The 15,746-nt window shown below is 65.1% G+C and carries 14 protein-coding genes; 10 read left to right on the forward strand and 4 right to left on the reverse strand.

Annotated elements, in window-relative coordinates; translation table 11 throughout:
- Nucleotides 1–28: 28 nt before the first annotated feature.
- A complete protein-coding gene (locus tag HNP98_RS00610) occupies nucleotides 29–3,064 on the reverse strand; it encodes a glycoside hydrolase family 3 N-terminal domain-containing protein (protein WP_246274901.1) in 3,036 nt (1,011 codons plus the stop codon).
- 495 nt (nucleotides 3,065–3,559) lie between these two features.
- Between HNP98_RS00610 and mutL the strand changes: the two genes are divergently transcribed.
- From mutL to HNP98_RS00635, 5 genes are all read left to right on the forward strand, one after another.
- Nucleotides 3,560–5,584: a DNA mismatch repair endonuclease MutL gene (mutL, locus tag HNP98_RS00615; RefSeq protein WP_173808107.1), complete on the forward strand. Its 2,025-nt coding sequence runs from the start codon at nucleotides 3,560–3,562 to the stop codon at nucleotides 5,582–5,584.
- Between the two features lie 40 nt (nucleotides 5,585–5,624).
- Nucleotides 5,625–6,419, forward strand: a complete 795-nt coding sequence (locus HNP98_RS00620; RefSeq protein WP_173808108.1) for a rhomboid family intramembrane serine protease — start codon at nucleotides 5,625–5,627, stop codon at nucleotides 6,417–6,419.
- Between the two features lie 144 nt (nucleotides 6,420–6,563).
- Entirely contained in the window at nucleotides 6,564–7,469 is a 906-nt protein-coding gene (locus tag HNP98_RS00625) for a rhomboid family intramembrane serine protease (RefSeq protein ID WP_173808109.1), read from the forward strand.
- 59 nt (nucleotides 7,470–7,528) lie between these two features.
- Nucleotides 7,529–7,768, forward strand: a complete 240-nt coding sequence (locus HNP98_RS00630) for a DUF433 domain-containing protein (RefSeq protein ID WP_173808110.1) — start codon at nucleotides 7,529–7,531, stop codon at nucleotides 7,766–7,768.
- A 44-nt stretch (nucleotides 7,769–7,812) separates the two neighbouring features.
- Nucleotides 7,813–8,130 (forward strand): DUF5615 family PIN-like protein, encoded by a 318-nt coding sequence (locus HNP98_RS00635; RefSeq protein ID WP_246274902.1) that lies wholly within the window; start codon nucleotides 7,813–7,815, stop codon nucleotides 8,128–8,130.
- 62 nt (nucleotides 8,131–8,192) lie between these two features.
- Here the strand turns inward: HNP98_RS00635 and mdh are convergent, their stop codons facing one another.
- The 3 genes from mdh to HNP98_RS00650 form a co-directional block, all read right to left on the reverse strand.
- Nucleotides 8,193–9,131, reverse strand: coding sequence for a malate dehydrogenase (mdh, locus tag HNP98_RS00640; RefSeq protein ID WP_173808112.1), 939 nt, complete (start codon nucleotides 9,129–9,131; stop codon nucleotides 8,193–8,195).
- A gap of 127 nt (nucleotides 9,132–9,258) precedes the next feature.
- On the reverse strand, nucleotides 9,259–10,587 hold the full coding sequence (gene tilS / locus HNP98_RS00645; RefSeq protein WP_173808113.1) for a tRNA lysidine(34) synthetase TilS: 1,329 nt from the start codon (nucleotides 10,585–10,587) through the stop codon (nucleotides 9,259–9,261).
- A gap of 20 nt (nucleotides 10,588–10,607) precedes the next feature.
- Entirely contained in the window at nucleotides 10,608–11,168 is a 561-nt protein-coding gene (locus HNP98_RS00650; protein WP_173808114.1) for a P-loop NTPase family protein, read from the reverse strand.
- 97 nt (nucleotides 11,169–11,265) lie between these two features.
- Here HNP98_RS00650 and HNP98_RS00655 point away from each other — a divergent pair, with 97 nt between their 5' ends.
- From HNP98_RS00655 to HNP98_RS21665, 5 genes are all read left to right on the forward strand, one after another.
- Complete coding sequence (locus tag HNP98_RS00655) at nucleotides 11,266–13,020, forward strand: OstA-like protein (protein WP_173808115.1); 1,755 nt, start codon at nucleotides 11,266–11,268, stop codon at nucleotides 13,018–13,020.
- 97 nt (nucleotides 13,021–13,117) lie between these two features.
- Nucleotides 13,118–13,966: an outer membrane protein assembly factor BamD gene (locus tag HNP98_RS00660; protein ID WP_173808116.1), complete on the forward strand. Its 849-nt coding sequence runs from the start codon at nucleotides 13,118–13,120 to the stop codon at nucleotides 13,964–13,966.
- Between the two features lie 134 nt (nucleotides 13,967–14,100).
- Complete coding sequence (locus HNP98_RS00665) at nucleotides 14,101–14,448, forward strand: DNA-directed RNA polymerase subunit omega (protein WP_173808117.1); 348 nt, start codon at nucleotides 14,101–14,103, stop codon at nucleotides 14,446–14,448.
- 9 nt (nucleotides 14,449–14,457) lie between these two features.
- A complete protein-coding gene (locus tag HNP98_RS21660) occupies nucleotides 14,458–15,060 on the forward strand; it encodes a flavoprotein (protein WP_317171007.1) in 603 nt (200 codons plus the stop codon).
- A gap of 29 nt (nucleotides 15,061–15,089) precedes the next feature.
- Nucleotides 15,090–15,746 (forward strand): phosphopantothenoylcysteine decarboxylase, encoded by a 657-nt coding sequence (locus HNP98_RS21665; RefSeq protein ID WP_246274903.1) that lies wholly within the window; start codon nucleotides 15,090–15,092, stop codon nucleotides 15,744–15,746.

Raw genomic sequence — 15,746 nt, forward strand, 5'->3', positions numbered from 1 at the left:
GCGGTGCACAAGCCCGCGGGAACGGCGCTTACTGCCCGCCCGTGGCCGCCTTGCCGCCGGCGGCGGGCCCCTTGCTCTGCCCGGCGGCCAGGGCCTTGTAAATCACCTCGTGGATGCGGGTGCGGATGTTGTACTGGCGCAGCTTGTTGTTGCCCGCGTCGGGGTACACGCGGTTGGAGAGGAAGATGTAGAGAATTTGGTTGTCGGGGTCCATCCACACGCAGGTGCCCGTGAAGCCGGTGTGGCCGAAGGTGCTGGCCGGGGCCAGGCTGCTGGTGGGCCCCTGGGGCTTGCTGGGGTCGCCGTGGTCCCAGCCCAGGCCGCGCTTGTTGCCGGCCACCTGGGGGCGGGCAAACTCCGTCACCACCGGCGTCTGGAAGTAGCGGGTGCCGCCGTAGTTGCCGTTTTGCAGGTCCATCTGCATGAGCACGGCCAGGTCGTTGGCGGTGGCAAACAGGCCGGCGTGGCCCCCCACGCCGCCCACCAGGGCCGCCATCTGGTCGTGCACGGTGCCTTGCAGCTGCTCGTGGCGGTAGTAGGTGTCGTTTTCGGTGGGCGCGATACAGCTCCTGGGGAAGCGCGTGAGCGGGTTATACGTCAGGCTGCCCAGGCCCAGGGGACGGTAGAAATTAGTTTGCAAAAACTCCTCAATGGGCTGCTTCAATAGTTTCTCGCTCAGGCGCTTCATAATCAGAAAGCTGAGGTCGGAGTACTCCACCGGGTAGTGGCCGCGCACCTTGGGCAGCAGCGCCGAGCGCAGCGTCCAGGCCCACACCGAGTCGTCGGCGGCCTTCACGCTGTACTCGCCGGGGGCCACCTCGTTGGGGAAGTCGCCCGACTTCAGGCTGGAGTAGAAGCTGGGCTTGAGCTTGCCGTCGCGCACGGTGCGCTCCCAGGTGGGGATGCCCGGCTTGAGGCCCGCCTGGTGCAGCAGTACGTCGCGCACGGTCATCTCGCGCTTGTTGGTGCGGGCCATCTCGGGCAGGTAGGCGGCCACCTTTTCGTCCAGGTTCAGGCGGCCCTGGTCCTTGAGGTACATCACGGCCTGCAAGGTGCCGGCCACCTTCGTCACCGACGCCAGGTCGTACAACGTGCTGCTGGTCACGGGCTGGCTCTGGTCGTAGGTGCAGTAGCCGTAGCTCTGGTCGAACACCACGGTGCCGTTTTTGGCCACCAGCACCTGGCAGCCGGGGGCGGCGGCGTAGGTCTGGCTTTCGAGGGCGATGTTGTCGATGCCGGCCAGCACGCGCGAGTCGAGGCCCTCGCTTTCGGGGGTGCCGTAGCGCAGGCGGTGCAGGTCGGGCGTGGCCAGGCCGGTGCCCAAAGGCAGGGTGGGGGAGACGGTGACCGGCAGCTTGCCCCGCGCCGGCAGGGCCCCGAACAGCACCTGCGGCACCACGAGCTGCGCGGCGTAGTGGTCCTCGTAAGCGCACACCAGCGTGCGGGCCCCCTCCAGGTACTTGAGGGCGTAGGCGTTGCCCATCGCCACCACCACCGTCTTCACGCCCTTGGTGGCTTCGAGCTGCTTGAGGAACTTCAGGGCCCCCTCGCCCAGGCCGTAGCTGTGGCCGGGCGTGTTGTTGAGGCTGTGCAGGCTCACCACCACCACGTTGTAGGGCGCGAGGCGGGGCAGCAGCCGGGCAAACGTCGAGTCCGGGGCGTAGCGGTCGGCCACGGCGTACACCGGGCCCGGCTGGTACTTGTTGAAGATGGTGGCGTAGGGCCCCTCGGCCGGGGTGCCGATGGTGAGGGCCGCGACGCGCAGCGTGTCGAGCCGCTGGAAGGGCAGCAGGTGGTCGTCGTTCTTCACCACCGTCACGGCGTGCTCGAAGATGCGCTGGCCCAGCACCCGCGTGCCGGGCTGGTTGAGGCTGTCGCGCAGCGTGGCCAGGTTGGCGGGCCGGTACTTGTTCAGCCCGGCCCAGTACTTGGCCCGCAGGATTTTCTTGACGCGCAAATCCAGGTCGGCCTGGTTGAGGTGGCCCGCCGCCACGGCCTCCTTGATGCGGGTGAGGGCGGCCGGCACGTCTTCCGAAAACAGCAGCACGTCGTTGCCGGCGGCCAGGGCCAGGGCGTCCAGCTCGCCGTCTTTGTAGAGCTTGCTCACGCTGCGCATGTTCAGCGCGTCGGTGAACACCAGCCCTTTAAAGCCCATCTTGTCCTTCAGCAAGTCCGTCACGAGGGCGTGCGAGAGGGTGGTGGTTTTGGCGTTGGTGGTGTCGAAGAGCGGGATGTAGAGGTGGGCCACCATCGTGCCCATCACGCCCGCGTCGAACGCCTGCTGGAAGGGCACCAGGTCCACCTTCGTGAGCCGGGCCATGTCGGTGTTGACGACCGGCAGGGCCACGTGCGAGTCGGTGTCGGTGTCGCCGTGGCCGGGGAAGTGCTTGGCCACGGCCAGCACCTGGTTGTCCTGCAAGCCCTTGATGTACTGGAGGCCCAGGGCCGCCACGTGGTCCTGGTTTTCGCCAAACGAGCGGTTGCCAATCACCGGGTTGTTGGGGTTGGAGTTCACGTCGAGCACCGGCGCGAAGCTGACGTGCACGCCCAGCGCCCGCAGCTTGCGGGCAATGGCCTGGCCCATGAGGTACACGTAGCGCGGGTCGTCCATGGCCCCCAGCGTCATCTGCTTGGCGAAGTGGGCCGACGAGTCGAGGCGCATGTCGAGGCCCCACTCGGCGTCGGTGGCGATGAGCAGCGGCACCTTGGCGGCGGCCTGCAAGCGGTTGGTCATCAGGGCCTGGCGCTGGGGCCCCCCTTGCAGGAACATGACCCCGCCGATGCCCTGGTTGCGCACCAGCCGCTCGATGCGGTCGGCGTGGGCCTTTTCGCGGTTCGAGTAGGCGGCCACCATGAACAGCTGGCCCAGGCGCTGGTCGGGCGTGAGGGAAGTGAACACGCTGTCCACCCACGCCATTTCGACGGGCGAGCTGGGCAGCGGGTCGGCGGGCAGCTTGCGCTGGCCGGCGAACGAGAGCAGCGCACCCGCTGCCAAGAGCAGCAGCGCGAGGCCCGGCCAGAACGTGGTGCGCAGCGGCCCGGAGGGGCGGAGGGAAAACTTCAAAGGGAGAACCGGGCCCGGGGGGCCGTACTTTTGCCGTGGAAAAACGCGGAACCGGCGGCGGGGGCTGGCCGTTCCAACCCCGCTGCCCGCCCGCCCCAAACCGAACGAAAAACGCCCCCTGAAAGCACGTTCACGCCCCGCCGCTTAGACGCGAAGGTACGCAAAAACCAGGCTGGGTGGACTTTGCCGATGAGTTATGAGCTATGAGCTACGAATATCCTCTGAATGCCTTCCGCCTCCGGCCTATCATTGAAGCTGTTTGGAAAAGTTACAAAAACGGTTAGCACGTCATGCCGAGCGCAGCCGAGGCATCTCGCGTGCCGCAGCAATCCAACCAACCAGTTGAACGATTGAATTACTGCCGCACGCGAGATGCCTCGGCTGCGCTCGGCATGACGTTCAACTAAGCTATATAATCGATTTCTTCAACAGCGTCATTTTATTACCCATAACTCACAACTTACCCATAACTCACAACTCATAACCCAACCAAGAATGCCCGACATCATCCGCCTGCTTCCTGAGTACCTCGCCAACCAGATTGCGGCCGGCGAAGTGGTGCAGCGCCCGGCCTCGGTGGTGAAGGAGCTGCTGGAAAACGCCGTCGATGCCGGGGCCCTGCAAGTGCAGCTCATCGTGAAAGAAGCGGGCAAGCAGCTGGTGCAGGTCGTGGACAACGGCACGGGCATGAGCCCCACCGACGCCCGCATGAGCCTGGAGCGCCACGCCACCAGCAAAATCCGCAGCACCGAAGACCTGTTCCGCATCCGCACGCTGGGCTTCCGGGGCGAGGCCCTGGCCAGCATTGCGGCGGTGGCGCAGGTCGAAATCCGCACCAAGCAGCCCGCCCAGGACACCGGCTCGCTGCTGCTCGTGGAGGGCTCGCAGGTGACCAGCCAGCGGCCCACGGCCTGCCCCGACGGCACGAGCATCGCCGTGAAAAACCTGTTTTTCAACGTGCCCGCCCGGCGCAACTTCCTCAAGAGCAACGCCGTGGAGATGCGCCACATCCTCGACGAGTTCCAGCACGTGGCGCTGGCCAACCCGCAGGTGGCGTTTTCGCTGTTCCAGAACGAGCTGGAGGTGTTCGGCCTGCCGGCGGGCAAGCTCAGCCAGCGCATCGTGCAGCTGCTGGGCCACGGCTACAAGGAGCAGCTGGCCAACTGCGAGGAAGTCACGCCCTTCATCACGGTGAAGGGCTTCGTGGGCAAGCCCGAATCGGCCAAAAAGAGCCGCGGCGACCAGTTTTTCTTCGTCAACAACCGCTTCATCCGCTCGGCCTACCTCAACCACGCCGTGCTGGCGGCCTACGAGGGCCTGCTCCCGCGCGAGGCCCATCCGTTCTACGTGCTGTTCCTGGAGCTGGACCCCAAGGCCATCGACATCAACGTGCACCCGACCAAGACGGAAATCAAGTTCGAGGACGAGAAAACCGTGTACGCCGTGGTGCGGGCCGCCGTGAAGCAAAGCCTGGGCCTGCACAACATCGCGCCCTCGCTCGACTTCGAGGGCGACGTGAACTTCGCGCCCATCCGCCCGCTGCGCGGCGGCAAGGCCCCGGCGGGGGCCCCCGGGGAGCCCCTGCCGGCCCCCGTCCGCGCCCCTGGCAGCCGCCCCGATTTTCAAGTAGAAGCGGCCGCGGCCGCCCGCCGCTCCGGGGCCGGGGCGTCCACGTTTGCCAATTTTCAGTCCGACACCCGCACCGACGGCTACGCCCGCCAGGAGGCCCCGCGCCCCACCGAGCAGGCCCGCCGCGACCTCGAAGCCTTCTACCGCGAGCTGGGCCAGCCCGTGCGCCCGCCCGACGACCTGCCCGCCGAAGACCCGGAGGCTGCCGCCCCCGCCGGGCCCGCGGCGGCCCCGGGGCCCCCGGCACTGCCCCTTGCTTTCCCCGACGACGACCCCGGCACCAAGCACCAGGTACTGGGCCCCCACTTGCCCAGCCGCGAAGGGGGCCCCCGCGCCGTGCAGGTGCAGCAGCGCTACGTGCTGGTGCCGGTGAAGTCGGGCGTGCTGCTGATTGACCAGGAAGCGGCGCGGGAGCGGATTCTCTACGAGCAGTACGCCCAGCGCCTGGAGCGGCCCGACAGCGCCTCGCAGACGCTGCTGTTTCCGCGCACGGTGGGCTTCACGCCGGCCGATTTCGCGGTGCTGCGCGAGCTGAGCGAGCCGCTGCACGCGCTGGGCTTCCGCTTCGTGGAGTTCGGGCCCCACACCATTGCCGTGGAGGCCGTGCCGGCCGGCCTGCCGCCCCAGGCCGAAAAAGAGCTGCTCGAAGGCCTGATTGAGCAGTTCCGCGCCACGGCCGGGCCCCTGCGCCTCGACCGCCGCGAGGCCCTGGCCCGGGCCCTGGCCCGGCGCGTGGCCGCCAGCACCGCCGCCGCCCGCCTGCCCGACGCCGAGCTGAACGCCTTGGCCGACCGCCTCTTCGCCTGCCAGGTGCCCGGCTACACCCCCGACGGCCGCAAAACCCTCGTACTGCTCGACGGCAGCCAGCTGGCCGATTTCTTCCGCAAATAACCGCCGCGCCTGCCATCTACCGGGCGCTACTTTTACGTTCATGTTCAACCTCACGCCTACCGTTCGCAACCTGCTCATCGCGAATATTTTATTGTTGGTCGTCAGTGCCAACGTCTTGCCGCAGCTCATTCAGTTCGGAGCCCTGTACCCCGTCGGCTCGTCGTATTTCCAGCCCTGGCAGTTCGTGACGTACATGTTCCTGCACGCCGGCTGGGGCCACCTCATTGGCAACATGTTCGCCCTGATTTCCTTCGGGCCGCTGCTGGAGCAGCGCTGGGGCGGGCAGCGGTTTTTGGTGTTCTGGCTGATTTGCGGCTTTGGGGCCGGCCTGCTCTACGAGGGCGTGCGGGCCTACGAAACCCACCAGATGCAGCAGGCCGTGGTGGAATTCCACCGCGCCCCGTCGGGCGGCGACTTCGCCGAGTTCTTCCGCAGCTACGCCCCCGAGTACACCGGCTACGAAACCCTGGCCAACGGCCTGGACCGCAACCCGCAAAACGCTGAATACATCGACGCCGCCAACAAGGCCCTGGACGGGGCCGCGGCCGAACTCCTGAACTCGCCCTACGGCGGCATGGTCGGTGCCTCCGGGGCCGTGTTCGGCCTGCTGTTCGCCTTCGCCTACCTGTTTCCGAACACCGAGCTGATGCTCTTGTTCTTTCCCTTTCCCATCAAAGCCAAGTACTTCGTGTTTCTCTACGGAGCCTACGAGCTCTACAACGGTGTGCACCGCACCCCCGGCGACAACGTGGCCCACTACGCCCACCTCGGCGGCCTGCTCATCGGCTTCCTGGTGGTGCGCTACTGGGAGCGGGGCCGCGAGCGGTTCTATTAACTTTAAGCAGCCAATAACTTTAAGCAGCCAACCGCCGCGCTGTTCCCGCGCCCACCGCGAAATCTAAATAATTTGCGCTTCTGCCCTTCAAGTCTTCAAGATGAATCCGCGTAATCCTATAAATCCGCAAAATCTGCGATTATCATGAGTATTGTTCAAGACATTCGCACCGCGTTCGACCGCCGCGACAACGCCCTGAATCAGCTGCTGCTGCTGAACGTGCTGGTGTTCGCGGCGCTGATTGTCCTGCACGCCGGGCTCACCATCGGCGGCGTGGGCGGCTACTACGAGCCCGTGCTGCGGCAGTTTGCGCTCTCGTCGGCGCTGCCCGTGCTGGCCCGCCACCCCTGGACCATCATGACCTACGCCTTCACCCACGAGGGCTTCTTCCACATCCTGTTCAATCTGCTGAACCTGTACTGGTTCGGGCAGCTGGTGCGCGAGTACCTGGGCAACCGCCGCCTGGTGAGCCTGTACGTGCTGGGGGCCCTGGCGGGGGCCGTGGTGTTTCTGCTGAGCTATAATTTCCTGCCCGCTTTCCGGCCGGGGGTGGGCGCGTCGGTGGTGGGGGCCTCCGCCTCGGTCACGGCCATCATCGTGGCGGCGGCCACGCTGCTGCCCGACTACACCTTCTCTCTGATTCTGTTGGGGCCCGTCAAAATCAAGTGGATTGCGCTGGCCGTGGTGCTCATCTCGCTGGCCGGCATCAACGGCGGCAACCCCGGCGGCGAAATCACCCACCTGGGCGGGGCCCTGCTGGGCTTCCTGTTCATCAAGCAGCTCAAAGCCGGGCGCGACCTGGGCCGCCCGGTGCAGGCCATCGGCGACTTCGTGGGCCGCCTGTTCAGCCGCCGGCCCAGCATGAGCATCAGCACCACCCGCCGCCCCGAGCCCGTGACGACCGCCGCCCGCGGGGCCCGGCCGGCCGCCGCCCCCGGCCAGCCCCACCCCGACGAGGTAGATTCGATTCTGGAAAAAATCTCCCGCTCCGGTTACGAAAGCTTATCCAAGGACGAGAAGCAGAAGCTCTTCCGCGCCAGCCAACAATAGTATAGAACGGCTGAATGCTAAGGCCACAGATTAACCCAAGCTTTTTCGTTAAGCCCGTTATGAATCTATTATCCCGAATTACCATCAACCCGGAGATTTGCCACGGCAAGCCCATTGTGCGCGGGATGCGGTGGCCAGTGGTGGTGCTCCTCGACTTGCTGGCATCGGGTATGAGCAACGAAGAGATTTTGGACGAACATCCTGAATTGGAGCGCGAAGATATTTTGGCCGTGCTGCAATACGCGGGCTTACTAGCTAGTGGTCGGCCATTGGGCGAGATGCTGGCGGGCCCCCGATGAAAGTGATTTGTGACGTGCATTTATCGGTGCGGCTCACCAAATTTTTGGTCACGCAAGGTATTGATGCGATGCATGTCAACGCCCTACCGAAGAAATCGGAAACCACTGATGCCGAAATAAGCGCGTATGCCGACCTCCACGGCTACGTGGTTTTTACCAAGGACGAAGATTTCCGCACCAGTTACTTGCTGCAGCGTACCCCGCGCAAGCTGGTTCATATTCGCACTGGCAATGGACTGCGTGACAGAGAAGCACTAGAGCTCATTGGCCGGCATTTGGCAGAGTTAACGCAATTGGACAACTGCGCAACTTTCTACCTGGAAATGGATGCTGAGCAACTGACTGTCATCGTGGCCACTTGAGCAACATAAAGCCCCACTAGCTGCAGCTGGTGGGGCTTTATGTTGCAGAATCTGAAGGGTAACTACGCCGGCTGGCCCATCTTGTCCAGCGCGTCCATCACCTCCTTTACGTGGCCGCGCGAGGTTTCGAGCATGGCTTTTTCCTCGTCGTTGAGCTTTAGCTCAATCACGCGCTCCACGCCGTTTTTGCCCAGGATGACCGGGGCCCCCAGGTACACGCCGTTGATGCCGTACTCGCCTTGCAGCTCCAGGCACACCGGGAACACGCGGCGCTGGTCGCGCACGATGGCCTCCACCATTTGGGCGGCGGCCGCGCCGGGTGCGTACCAGGCCGAGGTGCCCATGAGCTTCACCAGCTCGCCGCCGCCCACGGCGGTGCGCTGCACGATGGCGTCGAGCTTCTCTTTAGAAATCAATTCGGTGACGGGAATGCCGCCCACGGTGGTGTAGCGGGGCAGGGGCACCATAGTGTCGCCGTGGCCGCCCATCAGCACCGCCTGGATGTCTTTCGGGCTCACGTTCAGGGCCTCGGCCAGAAAGGCGCGGTAGCGGGCCGTGTCGAGGATGCCGGCCATGCCGAACACCTTCTCGCGGGGCAGCTTGGCGGTGAGGTGGGCCTGGTAGGTCATCACGTCGAGCGGGTTGCTGACAACGATGATAATGGCGTTGGGCGAGTGGGCCACCACCTGCTCGGTCACCGATTTCACGATACCGGCGTTGGTGGCAATCAGGTCGTCGCGGCTCATGCCGGGCTTGCGGGGCAGGCCCGAGGTGATGACCACCACCTCCGAGCCGGCGGTGCGGGCGTAGTCGTTGGTGACGCCCACGGTGCGCGAGTCGTAGCCGATAATCGGCGCTTTCTGCCAGATGTCCAAGGCTTTGCCTTCGGCAATGCCCTCTTTGATGTCGACCAGCACGACTTCGTTGGCGATTTCACGGGTGGCGAGCACGTCGGCGCAGGTAGCGCCCACGTTGCCGGCCCCGACAACAGTAACTTTCATAGGAAACGGGTTGGGTGAGAAAACGGGGTTGGGCCGTAAAAGTAGGGCCCGCCGGGGATTGGATAGCCAGGAAATCCGGGCTTTTTCCAGGACGATTGATACATCGTCGGCCGCAGCTCCGGGCCCGCTACAGCCGCTGCACGGCCAGCACCCGCGCCGTTTCCTCGGTCACCTTGAAGCGGTCGTCTACGCGCAGGCCCACCACCCAGCAGATTTTGCCGTCGGCCGAGGCCAGCACGCGCACGTCGTCCTTCAGGTTCAGCGGCACTTTCTGGTCGATGAGGAAGTTGCTGAGGTGCTTTTTGCCCTGCATCCCCAGCGGCATGAACCAGTCGCCTTCCTGCCAGCGGCGCAGCGTGAGGGGGAATTTCAGCTTGTCGGCATCGAGCGCGGCGGTGCTGCGCGAGCGGGGAATGGCGTAGCCCGCGCCGTCGTGGGCGGTGGCCCGCAGGCGCAGGCCGTCGGCCAGCAGGTCGTCCTGGCCCTCGGCGAGCTGGAAGGTGCCGTACTGCGCCAGCCGGCGGGGGGTGATGACGAGCTGGTCGCGGTCCTTCACCAGGCGGTGGGTGGGCGAGTCGAACTGCTTGCCCGACAGGCCCCTGAAGGCCGCCACAATCTCCTTCGTCACCACCCACGAGAAGCCGAAGGGCCGCAGCAGCTCGTGCAGCACCAGGGCCGTGGCAGCCGTATTTTGGAGCAGCGCGATGCTGAAGTACGTGGCCTCGGGCGCGTCGCGGCGGGCCTGGGCGGCGGTGTCGGCCACGTAGCGGCGCACGATTTCCTCGGCCCCGCCCACCCGTTCGGCGGTGGCGGCCATCGTCTGGTCGAGGCCGGGGTTGATTTCGCGCAGCACCGGCAGCACCTCGTGGCGCAGCAGGTTGCGCTGGTACACGGGGCTGTCGTTTGACTCGTCTTCGCGCCAGCGCAAGCCGTTGGCCACCAGGTAGTCGTGCAGGTCGTCGCGCCCCAGGCCCAGCAGCGGGCGCACCACGGCCCCGTTCTTGGCCTGGATGCCGTGCAGGCCAGCCAGGCCGGTGCCGTGCGTCAGGTTCAGCAGCATGGTTTCGGCCTGGTCGCGCTGGTGGTGGGCCGTGGCGATGGCCGCCAGTCCCTCGCGGGCCCGCACCTGCTCGAACCACTGGTAGCGCAGCAGCCGGGCCGCCATCTGGGTCGAAATGCCCTCGCGCTCGGCGAAGGCCTTGGTCTGGAAAAACTCGGCGAAGTAGGGCGCGTCGTACTGCTTGGCCAGCTTGCGCACGAACTGCTCGTCGGCGTCGGCGTCCTCGCCGCGCAGGCCAAAGTGGCAGTGCGCCACCGCCACCTGGGCCCCCAGCCGGTGCAGCACGTCGAGCAGCACCACCGAGTCGAGGCCCCCGCTGACGGTCACCAGCACGGGGTCGGTTTCTATGGAAAACAGCTGGTGGGTTTCGATGAACTGGTGAACTTGGTCGAGCATGGTCGTTGTGATTGAATGAGTTAACGCAAGCCCAGGCGGCCTACTTCCGCCAGCACGGCCGCCAGCCGCCCGGCCACCGTGAGGTCGCCGCGCAGCGCCAGCACCGGGCAGGCGAAGCGGCCGAGCCAGGCCGTGTGGTTGGCCAGGGTGCGGCTGCCGCCGCAGGAGCCGTCGTCGTAGCCTGCGGCCCAGGTCAGGAAAGCGTGGGTTTGGGCGGCGCGGGCGGGGTCGGTGGCAATAACATCGCCGTAGCGGGCGTGTTCGCGCTGCTTTAGGCGGTGCAGGCGCAGGGCCGGGGGCAGCCATAAAAATACCGCCAGGTCGAGCACCGCCAGCTGCCGCTCGCCCCAGGGGCCCCAGCCCACCAGCGAGCCGCCCAGCACCCAGTGGGGCCCCTGCGCCAGGTCGTGGGCCAGCAGGGCGTTGCGCTCACCCTCGGGCCGCCGCACGGTAAAGGGCGCTTCGGAGGGCCCCCAGAGGTAGTCGTCGCTGTCGAAATACAGCACCCCCAAGGCCGCCCCCAGCGCCGTGCCTAGCGTGGTAACGCCCGCCCCGGAAGCCCCGAAGAGATGGATTTTCATGGCAGAAGTGAACGATGAACCTGAACGGGGCTCCTAAGGCACTAAGCCGCAAAGATGCGCGTTAGGCCCCGCCGGCCGCCGTACCTTTGCCCGCTAAATGCCCCGCTTCCGCTTTTTTATCTTGCTCCTGCTGCTGCTGCCGGCCCTGGCCCGGGCCCAGCGGCCCGCCGTGGGCCCCGGGCCGCCCAAGCCGGTCGCCAAGGGCACGCCCGTGGAGCTGCTGAAAGGGGCCGGCACGCTCGTGGGCATGACGACACCCGAAGGCGTAAAAATCCGCAAGGTGCTGGGCAACGTGGGCTTCAAGCAGGGCGACACGTTTCTGTACTGCGACTCGGCCTACCAGTACCTCGACCGCAACGAGATTGAGGCGTTCAGCAACGTGCGCGTCATCCAGAACGACACCGTGACCATCAACGGCGACCACGGCTACTACAACGGCAACCTGCGCACGGCCCGCATGGTGGGCAACGTGGTGATGCACGACCCGCGCATGACCCTGACCACGCCCACGCTCAACTACGACCTCAACCGCAAAACCGCCACCTACCTCGAAACCGGCCACCTCACCGACCCCCAAAACACGCTCGACAGCCAGCAGGGCTTCTACGACACCAATAGCAAGGTATTCGTCTTCAAGCGCGACGTGCACCTGGTGTCCATCGACCCTAAAAACGGGCCCACCGACCTCACCAACGACACGCTCACCTACAACACCATCAGCAAGATAGCCTACTTCGACGGGCCCACCCGCATCAAGGGCTCGCAGGGGAATTTGTACGCCGAGAAAGGCAATTACAACACCTTCACCCGGGTGTCGAACTTTGAGAAAAACGCCAAAATCGATACGCCCAACTACTTGCTCGGCGGCGACAAGCTGGTGTACGACGAGGCCACGCTCTACGGCGTGGCGGCCGGGCACGTCACGCTCATTTCCAAGAAGGACAACATCGCCCTGCGCGGTGACTTTGGCCGGCTCTGGCGGGCCCTGGGCCGCACCAAGCTCTACGGCGGCCGGCCGGTGGTGCGCAGCATCTCCGACAAAGACACCCTGTACATGGCCGCCGACACGCTGCTGAGTGTGGAGGCCCGCCCCGGCCGGGCCAACGTGCGGCCGGTGCTGTACGCCTACCCCAAGGTGCAGATTTTCAAGGCCAACCTACAAGGGCGCTGCGACTCGCTGACCTACGACCGGCAGGATAGCATCATTTACCTGAACCGCGACCCGGTGCTGTGGCAGGCCCACACCCAAATGCGGGCCGACTCGATGGAGATTATCCAGAAGCGCGGCAAAATCGACCAGATGCGGCTGTACGCCAACTCGTTCGTCATCAATCAGGACACGCTGCTGGACTTCAACCAAATCAAGGGCCGCAACATCCTGGCGTACTTCCGCAACGGCCAGATTGGGCGCATCGACGTGCTGGGCAACGCCGAAAGCATTGCCTACGCCCTCGACGGCGACACCGCCGTGACGGGCATGAACAAGGGCGTATCGGCCACCATGCGGATGCGCTTTGCGGAGAATAAGCTCCAGAAAATCACAATGTTGGTGAACCCGGACGCCAACTTCATCCCGTTGCACGAAATCAAGGAGCCGGACACGCGCCTGAAAGGATTCAACTGGCGGCCCACCGAACGGCCTACCCGGCGCCAGGTGCTGGGCAAGCAGTTCGACGACCGGCCCCGCCGCAAAACCAAGGCTAAGGCTAAGGCTAAGCCCGTCCGCAAGAAAAGTTCGACGCGGCCCCGGGCCAAAACGAAGCAAGTGGCCCGCCCGCCGGCCCAAGCCGCGCCGCCCAAGCCGGCCAAACCCGCGCCCCCGGCCCCCAAGCCGGTCGTGGCCCGGCCTTGAGTGCAACCATTCGGCCGCCTGCGGTGGTCTCTGCCAAGCCGCGGGCCCGCCCCGGCCGCTCCGGTTTTAGGTTTGCCATCGTACCTTTGCTGCCCTTATGCCATTTTCTCGCCTGACGCTCGTTTTCTTTTGCCTGGCCGCGCTGCTGCTGGGGGCCTGCAACCCCGGCTACCAGAAGCTGCTGAAAAGCGGCGACGTGAACAAAAAGTACGAAGCGGCCATCCGCTACTACGACGCCGGCGACTACTTCCGGGCCGGCACCTTGCTCGAAGACCTGGTGCCGCTGCTCAAAGGCCGGCCCGAGGCCGAGAAGGCCCAGTTTTACTTCGCCAACACCAACTACAAGCAGCGCAACTACGTGCTGGGGGCCTACTACTTCAAGCAGTTCGTCGACACCTACCCCAACTCGGTTTACACCGAGGAGGCCTCGTTTCTGCACTCCAAGTCGCTGTTTCGCGACTCGCCGGGCTTCGAGCTGGACCAGACCAACACCACGTCGGCACTGGAAACCATCCAGGATTTCATCAACCGCTACCCCGAAAGCAAATTCCGGCCGGAGATAGAAGGGATGTCGCAGGAATTGCAGAAGAAGCTGGAAAGCAAGGCCTTCGAATCTGCCCGCCTCTACTACCAGCTGCGCTACAACCAAGCAGCCGTAACGGCCCTGGCCACGTTCGAGCAGAACTACCCGGCCTCGGCCTACGTGGAGCAGGCCGACTACCTGCGCCTGAGCGCCCAGTACGCCTGGGCCAAGGAGAGCATCGAGTCCAAGCAGCGCGAACGGTTTCTGGACGCCGTGGCGTTCTACCAGCACTACATCGACACGTTCCCGCAGAGCAAGAACCTGAAGCTGGCCCAGGCCATGTACGACGACAGCCGCGCCGAGCTGGAAAAGCTCAAGAGCCTGCCCGGGGCCCCCGACGCGGCCGCTGCGGCCAAGCAATGAGCTGAATGGTTTTATTGTTGCATTGCTGGTGGTTGCTGGTTGAGCATTAACCAACCAATGAGCCGCCAACAATTTAACAATAAAGCCATTCAACAATTAGTCAATTTAACAGTAAAACAATTAATAAACCGCCCATGAAAACCGCACCCAACGCCGTATCCAGCTCCATCGTAACGCGCAACATGGCCGATTTTAGCGTCGAAAGCGGCAACGTGTACGAGGCCATCGCCGTAATTTCGAAGCGGGCCAACCAGCTGTCCATCAAGCTAAAAGAAGAGCTGAACGACCGCTTGGCCGAGTTTGCCTCTACCGTGGACAACCTGGAGGAAGTATTCGAAAACCGCGAGCAAATCGAGGTTTCCAAGCACTATGAGCGCATGCCCAAGCCCACCAGCCTCGCCATCGAAGAGTTTCTGGAAGGCAAGCTGCACTACACCACGCCGGAGCCGGTAGAGGTGCCGCTGCCCCGCGAGTTGTTCTAGGCCGCGCCGGTGGTGCCGCAACCTCCGTCGCCTTTGTCGCCGCTGGCGGGCCGCCGCCTGCTGCTGGGCGTCAGCGGCAGCATTGCGGCCTACAAATCGGCGGCGCTCACGCGCCTGCTGGTGCAGGCCGGGGCCGAAGTGCAGGTGATTCTCACCGAAGCCGCCGCCGCGTTCGTCACGCCCCTTACCCTGGGCACCTTGTCCAAAAAGCCCGTCCTGACGGGCTTTTTGCGTGATGCGGCGTCCGGGCAGTGGTACAACCACGTCGAGCTGGGCCTGTGGGCCGATGCGCTGCTGGTGGCCCCGGCCAGCGCCAACACGCTCGGGCAGCTGGCCAATGGCCTGTGCCCTAATTTATTAAGCGCCGTGTACTTGTCGGCCCGCTGCCCGGTGTTCCTGGCCCCGGCCATGGACCTGGACATGTACGCCCACCCGGCCGTGACCCAAAATCTACAGCGCCTGCGCAGCTTCGGCAACCACGTGTTCGACTCGCCAAGCGGGGAGCTGGCCAGTGGCCTCGTGGGGCCCGGCCGCATGCTGGAACCCGAGCAGATTGTGGCCGAGTTGGCGACGTTTTTTGGTTCGCCCAGCGGGGCAGTCCGCAATTGTTAATGGCTCACTGTCAATTGATAACTGAAGCAATGCGCGTCCTCATCACCGCCGGGCCTACCTACGAGCCGCTGGACCCGGTGCGGTTCATCGGCAACCGCTCGACGGGTAAGATGGGCTACGCGCTGGCGGCGGCCTTCGCGGCGGCGGGGGCCGAGGTGTGCCTCGTGAGCGGGCCCAGCGCCCTGCCAGCCCCGGCGCACTCCGCCGTGCACCTCACGCGCGTGGAAACGGCCGCCGAGATGTACGCCGCCGCCGCCGCCGAAGCCCCGGCGGCCGACGTGTGGGTGTTTGCCGCCGCCGTGGCCGACTACCGGCCCGCCCACGTGGTCGCCGAAAAAATCAAAAAAGCCGGCGACACGCTCACCCTGGAGCTGGTGAAAAACGTGGACATCGCCGCCACCCTCGGCCAAACCAAGCGGACTGAACAATTTGCCGTCGGTTTTGCGTTGGAAACAACGAACGAGCTGGCCCACGCCCGGGACAAGCTGCACCGCAAAAACTTCGACCTCGTGGTGCTGAACTCGCTGCGCGACGCCGGGGCGGGCTTCGGCCACGACACCAACAAGGTGAGCGTGCTGGACCGGGCCGGCCGGGTGGTTACTTTTGATTTGATGGCGAAAGCCGACCTGGCCACGGAGCTGGTGCGCCTGGTGCTGGCTCGCCGCGCTGCGCCTGTAACAACTTGA

Source organism: Hymenobacter caeli, assembly GCF_013294115.1.
GTDB lineage: Bacteria > Bacteroidota > Bacteroidia > Cytophagales > Hymenobacteraceae > Hymenobacter > Hymenobacter caeli.